The organism is Flavobacterium psychrolimnae, assembly GCF_003312425.1.
Classification (GTDB): domain Bacteria; phylum Bacteroidota; class Bacteroidia; order Flavobacteriales; family Flavobacteriaceae; genus Flavobacterium; species Flavobacterium psychrolimnae.
In genome coordinates this window covers 131,197-152,337 of sequence record NZ_QNUX01000002.1, presented here as the reverse complement: position 1 = coordinate 152,337, position 21,141 = coordinate 131,197, and the positions used below count along the sequence as shown (strand labels likewise).

21 protein-coding genes and 1 tRNA gene are annotated in these 21,141 nt (G+C 33.9%); 14 read left to right on the top strand and 8 right to left on the bottom strand.

What is annotated here, in order from left to right; all coding sequences use genetic code 11:
• Positions 1 to 32: 32 nt before the first annotated feature.
• The 3 genes from DR980_RS02935 to DR980_RS02925 all read right to left on the bottom strand — a co-directional run bounded on the left by DR980_RS02935 (position 33) and on the right by DR980_RS02925 (position 2,658).
• Positions 33 to 1,031, bottom strand: coding sequence for a helix-turn-helix transcriptional regulator (locus DR980_RS02935; protein ID WP_113633773.1), 999 nt, complete (start codon positions 1,029 to 1,031; stop codon positions 33 to 35).
• A gap of 869 nt (positions 1,032 to 1,900) precedes the next feature.
• Entirely contained in the window at positions 1,901 to 2,158 is a 258-nt protein-coding gene (locus DR980_RS02930) for a hypothetical protein (RefSeq protein WP_113633772.1), read from the bottom strand.
• A 104-nt stretch (positions 2,159 to 2,262) separates the two neighbouring features.
• Positions 2,263 to 2,658 carry a helix-turn-helix domain-containing protein gene (locus tag DR980_RS02925; RefSeq protein ID WP_113633771.1) on the bottom strand — a complete coding sequence of 132 codons (396 nt, stop codon included), beginning with the start codon at positions 2,656 to 2,658 and terminating at the stop codon, positions 2,263 to 2,265.
• 172 nt (positions 2,659 to 2,830) lie between these two features.
• Between DR980_RS02925 and DR980_RS02920 the strand changes: the two genes are divergently transcribed.
• From DR980_RS02920 to DR980_RS02910, 3 genes are read left to right on the top strand one after another with little or no spacing between them, the layout of a single operon-like run.
• Complete coding sequence (locus tag DR980_RS02920) at positions 2,831 to 3,688, top strand: hypothetical protein (protein WP_113633770.1); 858 nt, start codon at positions 2,831 to 2,833, stop codon at positions 3,686 to 3,688.
• A gap of 10 nt (positions 3,689 to 3,698) precedes the next feature.
• Positions 3,699 to 4,055, top strand: coding sequence for a hypothetical protein (locus DR980_RS02915; protein WP_146779209.1), 357 nt, complete (start codon positions 3,699 to 3,701; stop codon positions 4,053 to 4,055).
• Positions 4,056 to 4,085: 30 nt separating this feature from the next.
• The gene (locus DR980_RS02910; RefSeq protein ID WP_113633768.1) at positions 4,086 to 4,427 is read left to right on the top strand and encodes a hypothetical protein; all 342 of its coding nucleotides are present in this window, start codon (positions 4,086 to 4,088) and stop codon (positions 4,425 to 4,427) included.
• A gap of 922 nt (positions 4,428 to 5,349) precedes the next feature.
• Here the strand turns inward: DR980_RS02910 and DR980_RS02905 are convergent.
• On the bottom strand, positions 5,350 to 5,661 hold the full coding sequence (locus DR980_RS02905) for a DUF6922 domain-containing protein (RefSeq protein ID WP_113633767.1): 312 nt from the start codon (positions 5,659 to 5,661) through the stop codon (positions 5,350 to 5,352).
• A gap of 47 nt (positions 5,662 to 5,708) precedes the next feature.
• Positions 5,709 to 6,398, bottom strand: coding sequence for a nucleotidyl transferase AbiEii/AbiGii toxin family protein (locus DR980_RS02900; protein WP_113633766.1), 690 nt, complete (start codon positions 6,396 to 6,398; stop codon positions 5,709 to 5,711).
• A 216-nt stretch (positions 6,399 to 6,614) separates the two neighbouring features.
• On the opposite strand from DR980_RS02900, the gene mobA reads away from it, so the two are divergent.
• The 4 genes from mobA (at position 6,615) to DR980_RS02885 (ending at position 10,276) form a co-directional block, all read left to right on the top strand.
• The gene (mobA, locus tag DR980_RS02895) at positions 6,615 to 7,046 is read left to right on the top strand and encodes a conjugal transfer protein MobA (protein WP_113633765.1); all 432 of its coding nucleotides are present in this window, start codon (positions 6,615 to 6,617) and stop codon (positions 7,044 to 7,046) included.
• A complete protein-coding gene (gene mobB, locus DR980_RS02890; RefSeq protein ID WP_113633764.1) occupies positions 7,043 to 8,332 on the top strand; it encodes a conjugal transfer protein MobB in 1,290 nt (429 codons plus the stop codon). The genes mobA and mobB overlap by 4 nt, the downstream gene beginning before the upstream one ends.
• Positions 8,333 to 8,613: 281 nt before the next feature.
• Positions 8,614 to 8,769 (top strand): hypothetical protein, encoded by a 156-nt coding sequence (locus DR980_RS16320; protein ID WP_167400534.1) that lies wholly within the window; start codon positions 8,614 to 8,616, stop codon positions 8,767 to 8,769.
• Positions 8,753 to 10,276, top strand: coding sequence for a recombinase family protein (locus DR980_RS02885; RefSeq protein ID WP_113633763.1), 1,524 nt, complete (start codon positions 8,753 to 8,755; stop codon positions 10,274 to 10,276). Before DR980_RS16320 ends, DR980_RS02885 begins: the two co-directional genes overlap by 17 nt.
• Here DR980_RS02885 and DR980_RS02880 read toward each other — a convergent pair.
• Positions 10,267 to 10,341: transfer RNA gene (locus DR980_RS02880), tRNA-Val, on the bottom strand. The two genes, DR980_RS02885 and DR980_RS02880, sit on opposite strands and share 10 nt — an antisense overlap.
• Before the next feature lie 212 nt (positions 10,342 to 10,553).
• Between DR980_RS02880 and DR980_RS02875 the strand changes: the two genes are divergently transcribed.
• A complete protein-coding gene (locus DR980_RS02875) occupies positions 10,554 to 12,341 on the top strand; it encodes an ABC transporter ATP-binding protein (protein ID WP_113633762.1) in 1,788 nt (595 codons plus the stop codon).
• A gap of 102 nt (positions 12,342 to 12,443) precedes the next feature.
• Here the strand turns inward: DR980_RS02875 and DR980_RS02870 are convergent, their stop codons facing one another.
• The gene (locus DR980_RS02870; protein ID WP_113633761.1) at positions 12,444 to 13,613 is read right to left on the bottom strand and encodes a proline dehydrogenase family protein; all 1,170 of its coding nucleotides are present in this window, start codon (positions 13,611 to 13,613) and stop codon (positions 12,444 to 12,446) included.
• A gap of 92 nt (positions 13,614 to 13,705) precedes the next feature.
• Between DR980_RS02870 and aroB the strand changes: the two genes are divergently transcribed.
• From aroB to DR980_RS02840, 6 genes are all read left to right on the top strand, one after another.
• Positions 13,706 to 14,773, top strand: coding sequence for a 3-dehydroquinate synthase (gene aroB, locus DR980_RS02865; RefSeq protein WP_113633760.1), 1,068 nt, complete (start codon positions 13,706 to 13,708; stop codon positions 14,771 to 14,773).
• Positions 14,774 to 15,060: 287 nt separating this feature from the next.
• A complete protein-coding gene (locus DR980_RS02860; protein WP_091169894.1) occupies positions 15,061 to 16,461 on the top strand; it encodes a type III PLP-dependent enzyme domain-containing protein in 1,401 nt (466 codons plus the stop codon).
• 93 nt (positions 16,462 to 16,554) lie between these two features.
• Positions 16,555 to 17,526, top strand: a complete 972-nt coding sequence (locus tag DR980_RS02855; protein ID WP_073353127.1) for a deoxyhypusine synthase family protein — start codon at positions 16,555 to 16,557, stop codon at positions 17,524 to 17,526.
• An 8-nt stretch (positions 17,527 to 17,534) separates the two neighbouring features.
• Positions 17,535 to 17,939 carry a DNA primase gene (locus tag DR980_RS02850; RefSeq protein WP_113633759.1) on the top strand — a complete coding sequence of 135 codons (405 nt, stop codon included), beginning with the start codon at positions 17,535 to 17,537 and terminating at the stop codon, positions 17,937 to 17,939.
• Between the two features lie 87 nt (positions 17,940 to 18,026).
• The gene (gene recQ / locus DR980_RS02845; RefSeq protein WP_113633758.1) at positions 18,027 to 20,138 is read left to right on the top strand and encodes a DNA helicase RecQ; all 2,112 of its coding nucleotides are present in this window, start codon (positions 18,027 to 18,029) and stop codon (positions 20,136 to 20,138) included.
• Between the two features lie 9 nt (positions 20,139 to 20,147).
• A complete protein-coding gene (locus DR980_RS02840; RefSeq protein ID WP_113633757.1) occupies positions 20,148 to 20,624 on the top strand; it encodes a DNA-deoxyinosine glycosylase in 477 nt (158 codons plus the stop codon).
• 1 nt (position 20,625) lies between these two features.
• Here DR980_RS02840 and DR980_RS02835 read toward each other — a convergent pair whose 3' ends face one another.
• Positions 20,626 to 21,141, bottom strand: a complete 516-nt coding sequence (locus tag DR980_RS02835; RefSeq protein ID WP_113633756.1) for a DinB family protein — start codon at positions 21,139 to 21,141, stop codon at positions 20,626 to 20,628.

Sequence of the window (21,141 nt, the reverse complement as noted above, 5' to 3'; positions counted from 1 at the left end):
AAAGTAAAACAGATATGTGCGCTACATGTGCACTAATAATTTTTTGTCATTTTGTTGATTCTATCCTTAACTTTTTGAACTAGAGTAGTTGGCTCTACAACCCGAATTTTTTCACCAAAAGATAAAATCAATGTTTCTAATTCATAATTAGGAATTAACTTTAAATGAACTTCAATATTATTGTTTTTTTCTTTGATTTTTTGAGAACCATGTAATGGTTTTGTTGTTATGTAAGGAATTAGTGTTTTATCCACTTCGAGAATAATGTCTACTACATTTTCATTTGGTATTGTCACCCCAATGATGTCTTCAAAATATTGACTAAAATCAATATCTGTTTCCATATATACTTGGCTACCTGAATCTATTTTTTCTATTCGGTCTAATGCCAAATTTGTAATAGTTTCATAGCCTTGCGATTTTCCAAATAAAAACCAACGCATGTTATATTGCTTTAGATAATATGGATTGATTATAATAGTAGTTAAATTTTCCGTTTTGAAATTCTTATAATCAATATGTAATACTTTTTTATATAGGATTGCATTATAAATTTCTGGAATATATTCTAATCCTTTTAAGTATTCATTTTGTTCAAAACTGATTATAATATCGTTTTGCTGTTTTAAATTAAATGAAGATTCTAACCTTGCATTTATTTCATTAATCCAATTGTATTGTGGTAAACCTTTGAATCTATCTAATGTTAATAAAGCTTCTCTAAGTTGATTAGCTTCTGTTTCATTTAATGGTTGATTTGTAATTGAGAAATTTGAATCTTCATATTTGTAAAAAACTCTTCTACCATCTTTTACTTTTTTTAGTTCTATACTCCAGCCTTGATCGCTTTCCATAAATCTAATATCATCGTAAAGCTGTCTTTTCTTTATACCTTCTTCTTTTCCAGTATATTCACAAATTGATTTGTTGCATTCATTTACAAGATCTTCAATAGAGTAATTTCTTCCGACGTTACGGAAGCACTTGTCTAGAGTTTGGTATCTAATTATAGCGTGTTTATTAGTTGACAAAAGAAATTGATTTTAATAATAATGTTATTCTCACAATAGTACGAAAAAGTAATGGAAATAAAATGAGGAAAACCGTAAACGGACGAAAATAATAAAAAGAGGAAAAAAGATTTATATAGCTTTCTCTCTACAAATTAAAATGGCTACGATAGTGATTTTTTTTAATTTATTTAATGTTTCTAGATTGTTAGAGAACAAAATAAAAAACATTAGTAATTGTTAAGTTAGAATTCAAATCTAGATTTATTAATTCTGAGAAATTTGGGTTATTTTCTTATGTTAGGAATCTGTCTTTCTTCTTATAAATTCACTGCACACGAGTTTCAGATTAAGGAGTAGAAAGATATCCTTTGTGATACGAACGAACACCTTTCTGTTGTAGGAACGTGGTAATCTTTCAGCTTTTTAAAAGTCAGATACTAATTTATGATAGATAAAAGACATATCTAATTATAGATGATTTTATGACTAGAATAGATTGAAACGGCTACAGCATAAATCACTTTTTCAAAGAAAAACGAAAAAAAGAAAACAGATTTGAAATTGGACAATTAGGGAAACGAAGCGCTATAAGTCCCGAAGGGTGACAAAACGAGGAACGAGGCATTTCATTATATATATTCACTGATTTTCAATGCCTTGTTTTGTTCTTTCTCCTTTGGTTGGAGATTTTTACCCTCATAAAAAAACTTTAAAAATAATTTTTAAATATCTTTTGAAAATGTACGCTTCTCAAAATCATATGAAGATAACAGGAAAAAGAAGCGTACTTTTTCAAACAATATTACTTTTGAAATCCACAAAATTCTGACTGCTTTCGGGAAGATTTTTGTGGATATCTTGGGAGGATTATGCAAATCAAAAAATCTTTAATTCTTTGTGCTAACGAGAGTAATAGTATCTTTAAGATTATTATCTGAAATGTAATCCAAAACAAAGTGTTCCGCCTCTTTTTCATTCTCGGAGGAAGTAGAAAATGAGTTAAGATAGAAGTCTTCATTTTCATCAGCAATGTGAATGATTTCAGTGTACTTCTTAGTAATTAAGGCGCCTTTTAATTTCAATACCTTAAGCTCGTCATCTTTGCCAATTTCCTTTTTCACACGGAGTTTAATAGTTTTATCCATCTTGTTAATCTTTTATTATGATTGTAAAATAAAAATATTCTGAAACAAAAGAGAGACCCTGTCTAGAGTCTCTCTTTTGGAATTAATATATCTTCTATAAAAGCCTATTTCGCTTTTAGTAACTTTTCCAAATACTCGACTTTATCTTTTTCAGCCTGAACTAAACGCTCATATAACTCAACTACTTTATCTAGGGGATTAAATGTGCAATTTTGGTTTACTGTAGGACCACTATTAATAACAGATCCTTCATAATTATTCTGAATATTATTTAATACCGTTTCATCGCTATAGTTTTTAATTGCCTCAGCAGAAACGCCTAACACTTCAGCAATTGCTTGTAGTTTTTCTTCATCAATTGTTTCGCTTCCTTCAATGTTAGAAACTGACTGTTGACTTACACCAATAGCAATAGCCAATGCTTCTTGTTTCATACCTCTAAGCTCTCTGATTCGGCTTATATTCCTGCCAATATGTTTTGGTTTTGTTGCTGTTTCCATAGTTCAAAGATATTTAAAATTCTCTAATTTTTTTTAGATCGGTAAAATACAAGTTTGAATTAGTATGATACAATTCCGTTTAGTTCGGTACGGTACAATCTATTGTTTACTTGCATTGTGTTTTGAACAAAAATACAATTTTTCAGATAAGTATTAACTAAAATTTAAAATTATGAATGCAATTGAATTTTCACAGCAAAAAGAGTTGAAGGAAGTAATTACTGAGCACATTAAAACATCTGCGATTTATTGTTTTGGCAGACATGCAACAGCTTATAGTTCGAGCAGGAAAATTTATCCTGATAAAGAACTGCAAAAAGAACATAGTCATTTATACCTCTTAGTTTTTGTACAGGAGACCAAAGATAATGCTGTCAGTGATATAACTGATAAGGTAAAAGCAAAGACTCAGGGTACTTTGACCGCTACTGTTCTTATACACCACGTACAGAGTCTTAAAGACCTCTGCCAAGACCAGCAGTTTTTCTTTTGGCAGATTATGCAGAACGCAGAGCTGTTATTTCAAGATATTAACAAGCCTCCTTATTTAAATATTAGCGAAACTCCCAAAAGAAATTTAAAATCAACATCCCATTACATAGCATGGAGGAGGAATAATATTGTTACAATCTGGGGCTGGGTATATAATGATGATGATGCTTCTAGTTCGGATGAAGTAAAAATGTCCGCTCTTCATCAAATAGTGGAGCAAATCTGTTTGTCTTTGATCCGTGTCTTTGTAGGCTACACTCCTAATCATTTTGCATTAGAGTATTTATTTAATCTCTGTGAATACTTTACTACCATAACTGCAGATTTTTTTCCCCGACAAACACGGGAAGACAAAGCCATATTTAAACTTCTTAAGCAGCAGCCCAACACTTTACGTTTTAGTAAGACTAACGATGTTGATTATTTATATTATCAGGTGGTGGAAGAAAGATGCAAAAATTTTAAAAATCAAGCGGAAATTTTGATTCAAAAGGAAATCAATCGACAAAACCAAGTTGAAAATGAAGCCGAGAAATAAAATAAATAATATGGAAACGGATAAAAATAAAGAACTAGACGCTTTTATTAAAGAAATAACCACATGTGGTTACTTTACTACTTTGAAACCTGATGATAGAAAAAATTATCTCTTCAACGCAAAGATAATTTTTGACAGGTACTCTTCTATGCTTATTGCAGTACAGGATTTATTAAAAACCTGTCTGAATACTATTTATAATGATGAGAATGGAAACGCAACAGAAGTTGAAGATCCTATAAAGCATCTTAAAACCTTGTTAGAAATAGCAGTGCAATTATTGCCAATTAACGAAGGTGAGGTATTTGATGCAGTTCATAAGTTTGTTTTAAAAACTATAGAGTTTGAAAAGACTGATACATTATAACTAGATAAATTATTAATAAAAATATAGATTATGGAAAATGATAAAATCAAATTAAATGAGCTCATAGAAAACCCAGAGCAATATTTTCTACTACTTAAACCATCATTAGAAACAAGAGATGACAATTACATTATTGAATTAAAAGTGGAAGGATATAGAGACCTGTTTTGTATACTATCGGATTTACTTCAAACAACAAGATTAGCTTTAGACGGAATTGAGCTCAGTACTGGGAGTATCGTAAATATTGAAAGATATATTGGAAGTCTTTTGAGAATAATAGAAATGCTAATTCCATTGGAAGAGGCAGAATTACTGGACATCCTACATAGAAAATATTTAAATGAAAACAATAAGAACGCTTCCAATTAACCTGTTTCTATTTAGAATTTTAATAAAACGCCGACTTTGGAGATGTTTTCCAGCTCCCTGCAAGGGCAAGTGGTTTTGAGCTGCGGAAAGTATTTCAAGCAGCTCAAAACACAACTTGCTATTTTCTCTCGAAAATATTATTACCGATGGTTTTAATGGAAAGGGCTTGAGGCCCTTTTTTTGTTTTGCGGATATTTAGGAATTGTTATGTGTTGTGATTGGTTTGAACAAAATCAGTCTTGATAAGGCTGTGTACAAATAGGATAGTGTTGGTATTCCTGGCTTTAATGGGGTCAACTCTATAAATTCCAGAGAAGCTTAACTGCAGTTATCTGCCGAATTAGAAAATATGCATATATGTACCTTCAAACATAAATATTTAAATATATCTTCTCATGCATATTGAGGTATCAATGCAATTCTGTACGGATGCACTCATTTAAAGAAGTATTTAATCCCATAAGTAAATGCGCTTTTATAGCTATATGTATGTACATACGTTTTTACAGTTTTATGCTTTTACATATGTATGCTTTTACGCAAAGACATGAATGCTCCCTTGTGTAAATAAGCAAATAAATAGACTTTTAGATACGCACATATACCCATATCTTGATACATAAATATATTTTCCAAAGAAAACAGAAAATCGGAAAAAAGAAAAAGAAAGCAATTTCAAAGGACGGGATGCAGACAGGACAAAAGGAAACGGAATAAGTCCCGAAGGGTGGTTTGTGAGGAACGAGCAAACCATTATGCCGTAGTCTTTTGGACAGACTGATCCAGCACGTCCTACCTTGTTTTTCTTTTTATCATTTCTTTAGGTAAAATATAAAGTCCAATCCGTACAAAGAGACTGAACAAAGCAAAGATGAGGAATTAAATAAACCAAGAAAAACCCGTTTAGGGATTTAGGTATTCACTAAATCCAGTGATAGGGTTTGTCTTTGCGGTTCAGATAGCAATACATCTCTTCCTTTTTGAGTTCGGGAAAGAATTTAAGAGCATTCTCAATGGCATAGTTGGGAAGAAAGAAAATCTCGTCACGGATAGAAGTAATTATTTTTTCACGACCATAAAAACGGACGATTTCGTCAATTTGATCCTGACCTCCACGCTCAACAATACGGGCAATTACCATTTTATATCCTCCATCCCAGTCAATACTGTCGAATCTAAAATCCCAGAAGAATTTAGGGTGAAGATTAGGTATATGTTTGGTTAATGGCTTCATTGTTTTTTTAATTGGTGTAGTATCAAATATAAGTATTTTTTGCTGAATTACCTGCGAAATCCTCTCTTTTTGTTGGGATTAATCGGTAAATCCTGGCTTTCTGATTTAAATTTATACAAAGGATTTTTTACTGCCAGTTCCAGCCGTTTTTGGATAATTTTCCAGTTTTGCTCTTTTTCTTTCAGCATATCTATACCTTCAAAGGTACTAATCTTGTCATATGTATTCAGACCTATGGAAGCCCAGTAGGGATCCTTATCATATTTTCTCTGATAGGCTTGTAGGTAGAACTTTAATGGTTCTCGTTCAAGCATAAAGTACATGTCAACAAAATCCTTGTACCTGTCTCCGCTCTGATGAATCGCATGGAGTTTCATTGCTCCAATATCTTCATTGGAAATCATGCGGACTCCTTCAGCTGTTTCCACGGAATTCAGAAGAGGGTAATTGTGTGTAACAATATCGACTTTTATATCATCGATGTAGGTAAGAACAGTGTTCGGGAAGAACTGGCTTTCCTTTTCATTTACATCGTAAGTGTCATGCAGATATTTGAGCATCATCTGCGAATTAAAAGTTTTTGTTGTAAAAAGATCTAGATCCACTGATAAGCGATGTCCCAGTCGTAAGGCTAACGCCGTACCGCCGACCAATATATAGTCTTTCAATTTTTCATCTTTCATAAGCCTTTGGAGAAGTTCCCACATCTCCTTGCTAACTGTTTCTTTGTAAAGCATAATTTCACGTTTCTCATGAAATTAATCCCGAAAGCGAGGCACTCTTAGAAAGGGTCCTGTCGTGGCTTTGTTTGACGGAAGTTGTCCTTAAGGCGAAAATCAACATGCGGAAATAGTAAGCCAAATGCTTCCATATTCTCCAATATCCAGAGGCCATTACCAATGATAAAGTATATTGGTTTTTAAATTGTTTAAACGAAACCAGTAATAACGGTAATGGAAAGCAACGGCAAAACTACCTCGCATAAAGGAGGCAGGCATCCCAAGAAAGATCCCGCCGTTCACCGCTATTCTATTAGCCTTAGTGCTGAGGAAAATGCACGATTCCTTTCTCTCTATGAAGCTTCACGAATGGATGTAATGGCCCATTTTATTACGGCATGTGTCTTCCAAAAAGGCATTACAATCGTAACGGTTGACAAGGCAACCATGGATTACTATATGCGCCTGACCACCCTATTCGGACAGTTCAGGGCTGTAGGAACCAATTATAACCAAGTGGTAAAAATACTGTACCGCAATTTTTCTGAAAAGAAAGCCGCAGCCTATCTCTATAAATTGGAAAAACAGACAGCAGAAATGGCGGTATTGTGTCAAAAAATCATTCTACTAACTGAAGATTTTGAAGCAAAATACCTGAAAAAATGATAGCGAAAATCGGAAGAGGGAGCAATCTTTATGGTGCATTGGTGTACAATCAACTCAAAGTGGAAAATGATAATGGGCAGGTTTTGTATACCAATAAGATAATTGAAACTCCTGATGGCAGTTATGCCACCAGTCAACTGTTGCGTTCTTTTGAACCGTACTTGCTTGCCAATCGAAAGACTGAAAAACCAATATTACATATCTCTCTCAATCCTGATCCGAACGATAAAGTAAGTGATGAACAATTTGAAAAGCTGGCTCAGGAGTATATGCAGAAAATGGGTTACACAGAACAGCCTTTTGTGGTATTCAAGCATACAGATATTGACCGTACCCATATTCATATTGTATCGGTTTGCGTGGATGAAAATGGCAGGAAAATATCGGATAAATTTGAAAAAAGACATTCGATGAATGTCTGTCGGGAATTGGAAAAACAATTCTGCTTGATATCGGCTATCGAGAAAAAGCAAAATCCACAAAATCAAATATTCAAACCAGTTGATTATAAGGCTGGTGACATAAAGAGCCAGATGGCTTCGGTAATCCGTCATTTACCAAAGAACTATAAATTTGAGGGTTTCGGCGCCTACAATGCCCTGCTTTCCCTTTTCAATATTACCGCTGAAGAAGTCAAGGGTGAATTTGATGGAATCCCAAAACAAGGACTGGTATATTTTGCATTAAATGAAAAGGGAGAAAAAGCAAGCAATCCTTTTAAAGCTTCGTTGTTCGGTAAACAGGCAGGATATGTTCACCTTCAACAACGCTATGCCCAGTCCAAAGAGTTGTTGAAAAATGAGCCATCCAAAGCTTTGCTTAAGACAACCATTGAGATGTGCTTGCAGACGGCATCGGATGAAAAAGAATTCAAAAAAAGGTTGTTGGAACGAGGTATTAATACCGTTGTAAGACGAAATACCGAAGGCAGAGTTTATGGAATAACGTTTATTGACCATAGTTCAAAATCCGTATGGAATGGTTCGCAATTAGGCAAAAACCTTTCGGCTAACGTATTCAATGACTGGTGGAATAATGGCACTAAAATAGAGCAGCCTGTACAGGGAAATGGTGTTTCAAAGAACAATGCGACTATAAATGAAGATGTCAAACAATCACACAAGCTGTTTGACTTTTTGGTTAAGGAAAATATGTCCTATAGCCACGAAGAAAACAACCTTATTGAAGTCTTTGGAGGGTTATTATCCAATGGAAAAGCAGAAGACTATGATGAAGAATTATTTGCCAACCAAACGAAAAAGAAAGCCAGACGCAAAAAAAGATAGTACATACTATCAATTTTAATCGCTAGCCTTTTTGTTGATTCACGACAAAGGAGTGATTCATCAAATTGGCTGTACCAACTCTTTTTAAAAACAAAGACTGTCCCGACTATAAGAAGGGATTGTCTTTATTTTTTTTATAACTGTTACTAATATTGCTTTGAGACTAATGCAGCCAAAGAGTTCCTAGGTGAGACTGTAATTACTCCTAAGCTGTCAGATGGTTTAAATTCATAAAACTTAAAAACAAACATCGTTTTAACAAAAGGCAAAGGAGGTGAAAAATGAAACAGGAATTTATCAATCAGACTGATGTAGAAGAATATATCTCAAAAAATTATGAAGATATAGAACGGGAAAAAGAACAAAAATTCGTAGATTTAATGATTGAAATTATTGTGTCATTAACATTGAAAGAATTATATGAAGAGGGCGATTAGATATTTAAGATTTAGTCAATTAGGGCAAAGTAATGGCTCGATTGAAAGGCAGGAATTGTATACCGATCAATACCTGCAATATAATAATATACAGTTGGTGGATTCGTTCATTGACAGAGGTAAAAGTGCCAAGACTTTTGACCGTCCAGATTTTATAAAATTACAGGCATTCATTGCCAAGCATTATAAATCGGTGGACTACCTTCTTGTAGACCAGCTTGACCGCTTTAGCAGGGATGCTGGTGAAGCTATGAGTTTGGTCAAACAATTCCAAAAAAAATACAGTATTCAGATTATCAGCGTGACCGAAGGGATCGTTTTTGATTATGATACACCGGGAAGCTTTTTCCGAGCAGGCCTACAATTGTTGCTAGCTGAAGAAGACAATATCAACAGGAGTATAAAAGTGCGTGGCGGACTCTATACAGCCCGTGCAAAAGAAGGTCGTTTCCTTACTAGAGAAAAACCTTTCGGCTACAGCAAGGTTGGAGAAGGAAAACAGCGCCACCTTGAAGTAAATGAGATAGAAGCTAAAATTGTCAAAACAATTTATGATATGTATCTGCGTGATGTGCCGTTATATAAAATCAAAGAAATAGCTTATCAATCAGGTTTTGACAGGAAAGGCAACATGGCTATTGATCGTGTGCTTGCAAATCCTGTTTATGCAGGGCTTGTAAGGGTTGAGCCGTTCAAAGATCTGCCGGGAGGTCTTTTTCCAGCCATTCATGAGCCAATAGTTGATAAGACAACATGGACAATGGTACAGTCCAAAATGAAGAAAGTTGATAAAGTAAAGGTAGTTATCGATGATGAAATACCGCTACGGGGCGTTGTAAAATGCCATTGTGGAACTCCGCTTACTGGTGCGCCTTCTCGTGGTAAATCTGGAAAATACTTCTACTATTATAAATGCAAGCATTCAAAACATAACAATATAAGTGCAATCAAAGCACATGAGCAATTCTTAAACGTCTGCGATCTCATGAGCGTTCCCGAAAGACAAATTAAAGAGATAAGAGATGGCAGTTACGCCTCAATTGAACAGGAAGTAAAGGCAAACAAGAAAAAAGTAGCAGACAAAAAACATGAGCTGGAGGAAGTACAGCGGCTATTAAATGCAGTAGAAGAAAAATGGTTTAGGAACGAGATAAACAAGGATACCTACGAAAGATGGTATTCAACCTACAGTGACCATATATTGACCATTACAGCAGCAATAGAAAGACTTAGCCCAAATCAAGGGAAGGCCTTCGAGATTTTAGACCGTAATCTGGATTTATTGGGTGATATCAAACATGTCTACACAAAGTCAGATACTTTGCAAAAGCGTGAGTTTGTAAAGATGGTGTTCAATGGCAACTTATACTACCAAGAGGGTATATATCGAACACCTACAATTTTAGATATATTTTCTCATAATGCCAGTAAAATGGAGGAAAAGGGATGTCTTATATACAAAAAAAAGAGGGAAAACCTTTCGGTAATCCCTCACAGTGGGCGATGAGGGGTTCGAACCCCCGACCCCCTCGGTGTAAACGAGGTGCTCTGAACCAGCTGAGCTAATCGCCCTAATGCAATTTAGTAATTTTCATTTCCGTATTGCGAGTGCAAATATACAGCTAGAAATCGTATCTGCAAGCAAAAAAGCAAAAAAAATAAAAAAAATATTGCACCTATTTGCTTTCATACTCTATAATAGCACTTTATGTTTCTCATGAATAGCTCCTATTTTTTTGTATTGATTCGTTATAGTCTTACATTTGTAACATAAACAATAGATAATGGCCAGGTTCAAAGAAAATGATTTACCAAAATCAAAAATTACTGCAACTTCACTCCAAAAAGCAACTGTAATATTTCAATATGCAGGAAATCACCGCTGGAAATTTTATGTAGGTTTAATTTTTTTATTATTTACCGGAGCAACTGCTCTTGCCTTTCCTAAATTGATGGGAATGCTAATTGATTGTGTGAAAAACAAAGACAATTCTCAAGCTAATACTATCGCTTTAGGATTGATTGTAATCTTATTTCTTCAATCGATTTTTTCGTTTTTTAGATTGTATCTATTTGTCAATTTCACTGAAAATACCTTAGCCAATCTTAGAGTATCGCTTTACAGTAATTTGGTAAAACTACCGATGTCTTTCTTTTCTCAAAAACGTGTTGGAGAATTAAATAGCCGAATCAGTTCTGACATAACCCAAATACAAGATACTTTAACATCAACCATAGCCGAATTCCTAAGACAATTTATTCTAATTATTGGTGGCGTCCTTTTATTGGCAAACGAAAGTATAAAATTAACGTTGTTGATGTTATCAGTAGTTCCGCTTGTGGCAGTTGCTGCAGTTATTTTTGGAAGGTTCATCAGGAAATATTCAAAAAATGTTCAGGATAAAGTTGCCGAAAGTCAAGTAGTTGTTGAAGAAACCATGCAAGGCATCAGTATTGTTAAGGCTTTCGCCAATGAATGGTACGAAATTGCCCGTTACAACGGAAAAATAAAGGAAGTCGTTAAGATTGCTATCAAAGGTGGAAAGTACCGAGGTTACTTTGCTTCATTTATTATATTCTGTCTTTTTGGAGCTATTGTTGCCGTAGTTTGGTACGGCGTTCGATTAAGTATCAGCGGCGAAATGAGTGTGGGACAATTGATTTCGTTTGTGTTGTATTCTACATTTGTAGGTGCTTCTTTTGGTGGAATCGCTGAACTTTATGCCCAAATCCAAAAAGCAATTGGCGCAACCGAACGTGTTTTTGAATTATTGGACGAAACTCCTGAAAAAATTAATTCGGTTCGTGATCTTGCTACAATTGAAAAAATAAAAGGAAACGTTGCCTTCAAGAATGTAGCGTTCAGTTACCATTCGAGAAAAGAAATTAAAGTATTGAAAGACGTTAGTTTTACGGCTAATTTTGGTCAAAAAATAGCCATTGTAGGTCCTAGTGGAACCGGAAAATCAACTATTGCTTCCCTATTATTACGTTTTTATAATATTGATGAAGGAGAAATATTGGTTGATGGAAAAAATATTTATGATTTTGATTTAGAAAGTCTTCGTGGAAACATGAGTATTGTACCGCAAGATGTGATATTATTTGGAGGAACCATCAGAGAAAATATTGCTTATGGAAAACCAAATGCTACCGAAGAAGAAATTCTTACCGCTTCAAAACAAGCTAATGCTTATAATTTTATCGAAAGTTTCCCAGAAAAATTTGAAACAATTGTGGGCGAAAGAGGAATTAAACTTTCCGGAGGACAAAGACAACGTATTGCAATTGCCAGAGCATTATTGAAAAACCCAAGTATTTTGATTCTGGATGAAGCCACTTCATCATTAGATAGTGAAAGTGAAAAACTGGTTCAGGAAGCGTTAGAAATTCTGATGCAAGGAAGAACAAGTATCATAATTGCACACCGTCTTTCAACTATTCGAAGTGCAGATCAAATTTTGGTTTTGGATAAAGGAAAAATTACAGAACAAGGAACACATCAAGAATTAATAGCTTTAGAAAATGGTATTTATAAAAATTTAAGTAATCTGCAGTTTAGCAATTCTTAAATTTCAGTAGTAATTTGACATAAAAAAACTCCATTCAATAAGATGAATGGAGTTTTTTTTTTATAGATTTTAATACATCTGAATATTAAAAAAACTGAAATTTTACTTCCCTTTTCTGCGGTTGCGTTCTGCTTTTATCATCTCTAATTCACGGCTGGTCTGTCCCGCTACAGAAGTATTTTCTTCTGCACGACGAATCAAGTACGGCATAACATCTTTAACTGGACCAAAAGGCAAATATTTTGCTACATTATACCCATTAGCAGCCAGATTATAACTGATATTGTCACTCATTCCGTACAATTGACCAAACCAAATTCTGTCATCGTTTGTTTTGATTCCTTTTTGTTGCATCAATTCCATTAAACTATACGTACTTAACTCATTGTGAGTTCCTGCAAAAATTGACATTAAATCTAAATGCTCAATCATATAGCGAACTGCTGAATCATAATTTTCATCTGTATCTTCTTTTGAAGCGCATATTGGTGATGAATATCCATTCTCGTTAGCGCGAACAATTTCTTTTTCCATGTAAGCACCACGAACTAATTTCATCCCAATGAAGAATCCATCTTTTTTGGCTTGCTCATGTAATTTTTTCAAGTAATCCAAACGATCCCAGCGATACATTTGCAACGTATTGAAAACAATTGCTTTTTCTTTATTGTATTTACGCATCATTTCGGTAACTAAATCATCCGCTGCATCTTGCATCCAACTTTCTTCACCATCAATCAAAAGGGCAACATTTTTAGAATGAGCATCTTTACAAACCAAATCAAAACGCTCCACTACTCTATTCCATTCTGATTGTTCTTCCGGAGTTAAAGTTTGTTTTTCTCCCAATTTCTCATACAATTCAAAACGACCAAAACCGGTTGGTTTAAAAACTGCAAAAGGAATAGCCAAACGTTCTTTTGCAAATTCGATGGTTTTTAATGTCATTTCAAGTGCCGCATCAAACTGATCTTCCTCTTCTTTTCCTTCCACAGAATAATCCAAAACAGATGAAACTCCTTTGGTGTACATTTTATCTACAACCGAAAGACAGTCCACTTCATTTACACCACCGCAAAAGTGGTCAAAAACCGTAGCGCGTATCAATCCTTCAACAGGAAGATTGGCTTTAAGGGCAAAATTTGTAACCGCAGTTCCAATGCGAACTAGTGGCTGATTAGCAATCATTTTGAAAAGAAAATAAGCTCTATCCAATTCGGTATCACTTTTTAATGAAAAGGCAACTTGCGTATTATTGAATATTTTTTCCATTATTTGTTAAATTTTTGTACAAATATAGACAGAGTTTTGAATATTATTCCCCAAAAATTACCTTATTTTGCGGTTCCAATTAATCCATAAAGATGCAATCAATTCAAGCCAACAGTTATCCAATTCATTTCAACGAAAAAGGATACGAAGCCTTAAACATTCATTTGACAGAAAATAAGTATTCCAAACTATTTATAATTGTAGACAGTAATACTAATGAGTTTTGCTTACCTAATTTTCTACCATATCTGGAAACAGAACTTACTATTGAAATTATAGAATTTGATGCCGGTGAAGAAAATAAAAATATTGAGACTTGCGTCCAAATTTGGAATGTACTCACGGAACTTGGTGCTGACAGAAAAAGCCTTGTGATTAATCTTGGTGGCGGTGTTGTTACTGATTTAGGTGGTTTTGTAGCTTCAACATTCAAGCGTGGAGTTGATTTTATACATATTCCTACTACGCTACTATCAATGGTTGATGCTTCTGTAGGAGGGAAAAATGGGGTTGATTTAGGAAATTTAAAAAACCAAATTGGTGTTATAAATGTTCCAATAATGGTTCTTATTGACACCCAATATCTTGAAACGGTGCCTCAAAATGAAATGCGTTCCGGTCTTGCCGAAATGTTGAAACACGGTTTGATACATGATAAGAAATATTGGGAGCAATTTTTAGATTTAAAAACCATAGATTTTGCTGATTTTGATGCATTAATTTACCGTTCGGTTGAAATAAAAAATGAAATCGTCCTTCAAGATCCTACTGAAAAAAATATCCGAAAAGCATTAAATTTTGGTCATACCTTGGGCCACGCCATTGAAAGCTACTTTTTGGAAAATGAAAATAAAACTACTTTACTGCACGGAGAAGCTATTGCCGTTGGAATGATATTAGAAAGTTTCATTTCATTGGATAAAAAACTAATCAATAAAGAAGAATATTCTGAGATAAAATCCTGTATCAAGTCTATATATGACGACATCATTTTTGAGGAAAAGGACATTGAACCTATCTTGGAATTACTGATTCACGACAAAAAAAATGAGTACGGTAACATTCAGTTTGCATTAATTGAAGGTATCGGAAAAATAAAAATCAATCAATCGGTTGAAAATGAATTAATTCTTAAGGCGTTTCTGGATTATAAATCTTAATTATTTTTTATAAAAAGGATTGCATTGCGTATATAATATTTTTTACATTTGCACCGATGAAAAAAAGTCAAAACAAGCCAAATTATAGTTCCAGTAAAACCCGAAACAATATGTCTTTTCTAAGGATATTGAAGCGGTTTTATTCTATTAAAGGAAACTTTAGTTTTGATGTTTTCCAATACTTAAAAGCAGACCACGAGAAGCTTCAGATCGTATATGCGAACATTCGGGTTTGAATTATAGGTTACTTTATTTTACAATATTTTAATCTATAATCACAACATCTAATGAATACAAAATATTCTGATTTAATCAATCAAACCTACTATTTTCCCCAAGAAGAATTTACATTAAACAAAGATAATCTTCAGTTTCACAATATCGATTTGATGAAATTGGTAGAGCAATATGGTACGCCATTAAAATTTACGTATTTACCTCAAATTTCCAACAACATCAACAAAGCCAAAAGTTGGTTTCGTAAATCGATGGAAAAAAACAAATATGAGGCAAAATATTACTATTGTTATTGTACCAAAAGTTCTCATTTTGAATACATTATGAATGAAGCGTTCAAGAATAACATTCATATTGAAACGTCATCAGCTTTTGACATTAATATTGTAGAAAATCTTTTGGCAAACGGTAAAATCAATAAAAGTACGTATGTAATTTGCAATGGTTTCAAAAGAGACCAATACATCGATAATATTGCGCGACTGATCAATAATGGTCATAAAAACACCATTCCAATTATTGATAATTACGAAGAACTTGACTTGCTTCAGGGACAAATAAAAAGTAAATTTAAAATTGGAATTCGTATTGCGGCTGAAGAAGAACCTAAATTTGAGTTTTATACTTCCCGTTTAGGAATTGGATACAAAAATATTGTTCCATTTTATAAGAAGGAAATCAAGGAAAATAAGAAATTGGAACTGAAAATGTTACACTTTTTTATCAATACAGGAATTAATGACAATGCCTATTACTGGAATGAATTAGTAAAATGTATTAAGGTTTATGTAGCTTTAAAGAAAGAATGTCCTTCGCTTGACGGATTAAATATAGGTGGTGGTTTTCCAATAAAAAACTCACTGGCATTTGAATACGATTATCAATATATGATTGACGAAATCATCAATCAGATCAAAATAGCTTGCGATGAAGCCGAGGTTGATGTTCCTAATATTTTTACTGAATTTGGTTCCTATACTGTAGGAGAAAGTGGTGGAGCTATTTACCAGATTTTATATCAAAAACAACAAAATGACAGAGAAAAGTGGAATATGATTGACTCTTCTTTTATCACTACTTTACCAGATACTTGGGCAATCAACAAACGTTTTATCATGCTGGCAGTCAATCGCTGGAACGATACATACGAGCGGGTTTTGTTAGGCGGAATGACCTGTGATAGCGATGATTATTACAATTCCGAACAAAACATGAATGCTATTTATTTGCCAAAATACAACAAAGAAAAACCATTGTACATCGGATTTTTCAACACGGGTGCTTATCAGGAAACCATTGGTGGATACGGTGGTTTACACCACTGTTTGATTCCGCAACCTAAACATATATTGATAGATAGAGACGAAAACGGTATATTAGCCACTGAGGTTTTCTCCGAACAACAAACCTCTGAAGACGTTTTAAAAATATTAGGTTACGACAAAAAATAAATTACCAACTATTCAATTATTCAATATAAAAATTCGTTAAATTTGAAATTATATTTTTAACGTTTTGATTTCTAAGTATTTAAATTTTAAAAAATGAGCAAAGGACCAATCAGTCAGTTTATAGAAAAGCATTATTTGCATTTCAACTCTGCATCTTTAGTTGACGCAGCTAAGGCATACGAAGAACAATTAGCCAATGGTGCAAAAATGATGGTGAGCATGGCTGGCGCTATGAGTACTGCCGAGATTGGAAAAATATTTTCTGAGATTATTCGTCAGGATAAAGTACATATAATTTCGTGTACCGGAGCAAATCTAGAAGAAGATATCATGAATTTAGTTGCTCATTCTCATTATGAAAGAGTTCCAAATTATCGTGATTTGACTCCGCAAGACGAATGGGATTTATTGGAAAGAGGTTTAAATCGTGTAACGGATACTTGTATTCCGGAACATGAAGCTTTCCGTCGTTTGCAAAAGCATATTTACAAAATCTGGAAAGATGCAGATGACAAAGGCGAAAGATATTTTCCGCATGAGTTTATGTACAAAATGTTACTTTCAGGTGTTCTTGAAGAATATTATGAAATTGACTTAAAAGACAGTTGGATGTATGCAGCTGCTGAGAAAAATTTACCTATTATTGTACCGGGATGGGAAGACAGTACCATGGGAAATATATTTGCATCGTATGTAATTAAAGGAGATTTGAAAGCTTCTACAATGAAATCCGGTATCGAATATATGGTTTTCTTGTCAGACTGGTACCCAAAAAACAGTACCAATGGTGTAGGTTTCTTCCAAATTGGTGGTGGTATTGCTGGAGATTTTCCAATATGTGTGGTGCCAATGTTGTACCAAGATATGGAAATGCATGATATTCCTTTCTGGAGTTATTTCTGTCAGATTTCAGACTCAACGACCAGTTATGGTTCGTATTCTGGAGCGGTGCCAAATGAAAAAATTACTTGGGGTAAATTAGACATTAAAACTCCTAAGTTTATTATTGAGTCAGACGCTACCATTGTAGCACCTTTAATTTTCGCTTATTTATTAGATTTATAGAATATTTTATGAAAAGAGTAATTGTTGATTACGCAAAACTTACCAATGAAATTTTAAACCTATTGGTGGATAAATTTCCAGATGGTTATGATGATTCAAACATTATTAGTTTTAGAAACGCTAAAAATGAATTGGTTGAAGCAGTTGAAGTAAGAACTGAAGACACTATTTATTTAGTAAAAGTGAGCACTAAGCTTGCTGATAGAATTGAAAATTATGATGAAGATGACGAAATTATCATCGATGAAGTTGTTGAACCTATCAAAGGTCTGGATTTAGACGACGATATCGACGATGACGATGAGGATGACGCTATCGACAAACCGGATTCTGATTCAGGAGATGATGAGGATGACGAAGATGCTGATGAAAAAGATTTTTCAGATGAAGATGATGACGAAGATGAGGATTAATTAATCCTGTTTTAAATATACTTATAAAAAGGAACTCATTCACGAGTTCCTTTTTTTATAACTTTAGACTTCTAAATATACGCCAAAATGACTCATGAAATTTTACACGCCAAACTCAAAGAAAACTTTGGTTTTGAAAAATTCAGACCCAATCAGGAAGAAATAATAAACTGTATTATTTCCGGACAAGATACATTGGCAATAATGCCTACAGGTGGAGGAAAATCAATTTGTTTTCAATTACCAGCATTGGTATTTCCTGGAATCACAATCGTAATTTCTCCGCTTATTGCTTTGATGAAAGATCAAGTTGATGGCTTGAAAGCGAATGGAATTGAAGCCTGTTTTATCAACAGCAGTCAAACCGAAGACGAACGTCAATTTTATATTGAAAGTTTAAAATCCAATGCGATTAAGCTCGTTTACATTGCTCCGGAAAGCTTGTCTTTTCTTGACAATATTTTCAATAGTTTGACCATAAGTCTTATCGCTATTGACGAAGCGCATTGCATTTCATCTTGGGGACATGATTTCCGACCAGCTTATACAAATCTTGGATATCTAAAAAACCGCTTCCCTTCTACCCCAATCTTAGCTTTAACTGCAACTGCTGATAAAGCTACACGTAAGGATATTAGTGAACAATTAAACCTTAAAAATCCAAAACTATTTGTTGCTTCTTTTGATCGAAAAAATTTAAGTTTAGAAGTTCGTCCCGCTTTGGACAGAGTCAAACAAATAATAGATTTCATACAAGAAAAACCTAACGAATCCGGAATTGTATATTGCTTGAGCAGAAAAACAACCGAAGAACTGGCCGAAAAGTTACAAAAAATAGGCATTAGTGCTAAGGCATATCACGCCGGTTTAGACAATCAAATTCGCTCGAAAACACAAGATGAATTTATCAATGATGATTGCAAAGTCGTTTGTGCAACCATTGCTTTTGGGATGGGAATTGATAAATCAAATGTGCGCTGGGTGATTCATTATAATTTACCAAAAAATATCGAAGGCTATTATCAGGAAATTGGTCGTGCCGGTCGCGATGGTTTGCCATCAGAAACGGTATTATTTGAAAGTTACGGCGATGTAATTCAATTGCAAAAATTTGCTTCTCAAGGTTTAAACGCTGAAGTACAACTTGCCAAACTGGAGCGAATGAAACAATATGCCGATGCGTTGAGTTGTCGCAGAAAAATATTGCTCTCCTATTTTGGCGAACTCGTTACAGATAATTGTGGAAATTGTGATATCTGTAAAAATCCGCCGCTTTTTTTCGATGGAACCATAATTGCTCAAAAAGCATTATCGGCAATTATTCGGTTACAGGAAACCGAACCACTGCCTGTAATTATTGACTTTTTGCGCGGTTCTAAAAATGCTTATATTTATGAAAAAGAATACCAAAACCTAAAAACATATGGTGTTGGCGCAGATCTTTCGTGGTTTGACTGGAATCAATATTTGATACAATTGATTAATTTAGGCTATTGTGAAATTGCTTTTCACAAACAAAATAAAATTCGACTAACTTCTTTAGCGAAAAAAGTACTGTTTGAAGGCGAAAAAGTACAACTGACCACCATTCAGAAAATCAATATTGAGAAACAAGAAACCAAAGCAACAAAAACTAAATCAGTAGCAAATTCGCTTTTTGAAACTTTACGTAAATTACGTTATGAAATTTCTAAAGAAGAATCCGTTCCTGCTTATGTAATCTTTAGTGATGCGGCTTTGCGCCAAATGGAAACTGAAAGACCGATGAGCGTTACCGAATTACTGGCAATCGACGGTGTTGGAAAAGCAAAACTGGAAAAATATGGAGATGCTTTTATCAAAGCGATTATTGATTTTCAAAAATCTAAAGTTCTCAGAAAAAAGAAAGAAGCCACTACTTATAAAGAAACATTGGAACTTTATAAAAATGGATTATCAGTGGAGGAAATTGCCCAAAAAAGAAAATTAGGATTAAGTACAATTATGTCACATTTAGCGAAATTGTACATTGATGGCGCCGAAATAGATTTGGATTCGTTTATCTCAAAAGAAGAAGTTTCTCAAATTGCCGAAGCGCAAGTAAAACTAGAATCACCAAATGCCTTAAAACCCTATTTTGATTATTTTGAAGAAAAAATAGATTATGGAAAAATCCGATTGGCATTGGCAATATTAGAAAAAGAAAATGCTGTACTTTAATTCATTTATATGATAAAATCCTTTCCTCCTTTTGTAAATTCTCAAACCAAAATTTTGATTTTGGGAACCATGCCTGGCATTGCTTCATTGGAAAAACAGGAATATTATGCGCACAAAAGAAATCATTTTTGGAAAATAATGTACACGTTGCTGGATAATTTACCAATAGCTGAAATCTTTGAAGAAAAGATACAATTACTCCAAGCTAATAATATTGGGCTTTGGGATGTTTTAGAAAATTGCGAAAGAAAAGGAAGCTTGGACATCCATATCAAAAATCAAAAAGAAAATGATTTTGAAAGCTTGTTTAGAGAATTTCCAGAAATTACTACAATCATTTTTAACGGAAAAGAAAGCCATAAATACTTTCTGAAAAAATTTGGACAAATAAAAGGCATCACGTATTATGTGATGCCTTCAACTAGTCCTGCAAATACTATGTCATTTGACAACAAGCTAAAAATCTGGTCAACAGGTTTTGAATAAATTATAAATACCTTTCCTGAAAAACCTTTTGATGGTATTTTTGATGACCAATCATAATAAAACCAATCGCACGAACCGATACAGCTGCATTCGAAGCAGTTCCAATTCTCTTTAATTGTTCTTCAGATAAACTTTTGAAAAGAAACAAATTCGAATGTCGCACAGCTGAAAATTCAGTTAGCAAATCTTGAATACTTCTATTGGCAGCTTCAGTATTATTTACATAATCATTTTCATCAAAACCTGGTAAAGGCGTTTGGTCATTTCGGGAAATACGCAAGGCGCGATACGCAAAAATACGCTCGGTATCTATGACATGCTGAATAATTTCTTTGATATCCCACTTCCCTTCTGCATATCTATAATCAAATTTATCCATTGGGATATTTTGCACAAAGCGGATAAAATCATGCAATGAAATTTCTAATTCTTCTATTAAATTTACGTCTCCCAAAGCGTTTACATAAGGAGCATAAAAAGGAGCATATTCATTTGTTGGCAATTGTGTTGACATCAT